Origin of the sequence: Escherichia sp. R1, assembly GCF_003000935.1 — a bacterium.
GTDB classification, from domain to species: domain Bacteria; phylum Pseudomonadota; class Gammaproteobacteria; order Enterobacterales; family Enterobacteriaceae; genus Escherichia; species Escherichia coli.
The window spans coordinates 1-905 of sequence record NZ_PSRU01000077.1 but is presented as its reverse complement, the minus strand read 5'-3'; the positions used below and the strand labels follow the sequence as shown (position 1 = coordinate 905).

Annotated in this window: 1 protein-coding gene; it reads right to left on the bottom strand. The window is 53.6% G+C overall.

The features are described 5' to 3' along the window. Window positions 1–905 (bottom strand): elongation factor Tu (tuf, locus tag C4F37_RS27125; RefSeq protein WP_002430898.1); only part of this gene is annotated, 905 nt, incomplete at both ends.

The following is a 905-nucleotide window of genomic DNA, read 5'->3' as shown; positions in this document are numbered from 1 at the left end:
CCTTCCGGCAGTTCGATGGTACCAGTCACGTCAGTAGTACGGAAGTAGAACTGCGGACGGTAGCCTTTGAAGAACGGAGTATGACGACCGCCTTCATCTTTGGACAGAATGTACACTTCAGATTCGAACTTGGTGTGCGGCTTGATGGTGCCCGGCTTAGCCAGTACCTGACCACGTTCGATTTCTTCACGTTTGATACCACGCAGCAGAACACCTACGTTCTCACCAGCACGGCCTTCGTCCAGCAGTTTGCGGAACATTTCAACGCCAGTACAGGTAGACTTCTGAGTCTCTTTGATACCAACGATTTCAACTTCTTCACCAACTTTGATGATACCGCGTTCTACACGACCGGTAACAACGGTACCACGACCGGAGATGGAGAATACGTCTTCGATCGGCAGCAGGAACGGCTTGTCAATCGCACGCTCTGGTTCCGGAATGTAAGAATCCAGGAAGCCAGCCAGTTCCAGGATTTTCGCTTCCCACTCTGCGTCGCCTTCCAGCGCTTTCAGAGCAGAACCACGAACGATCGGAGTGTCGTCGCCCGGGAAGTCGTACTGAGACAGAAGTTCACGAACTTCCATTTCAACCAGTTCCAGCAGCTCTTCGTCATCAACCATGTCGCATTTGTTCAGGAACACGATGATGTACGGAACGCCTACCTGACGCCCCAGCAGGATGTGCTCACGAGTCTGCGGCATCGGGCCGTCAGTCGCAGCAACTACCAGGATCGCGCCGTCCATCTGAGCAGCACCGGTGATCATGTTTTTAACATAGTCGGCGTGCCCCGGGCAGTCTACGTGCGCGTAGTGACGGGTCGGGGTGTCGTATTCAACGTGAGAAGTGTTGATGGTGATACCACGAGCTTTTTCTTCCGGCGCGTTATCGATCTGGTCGAATGC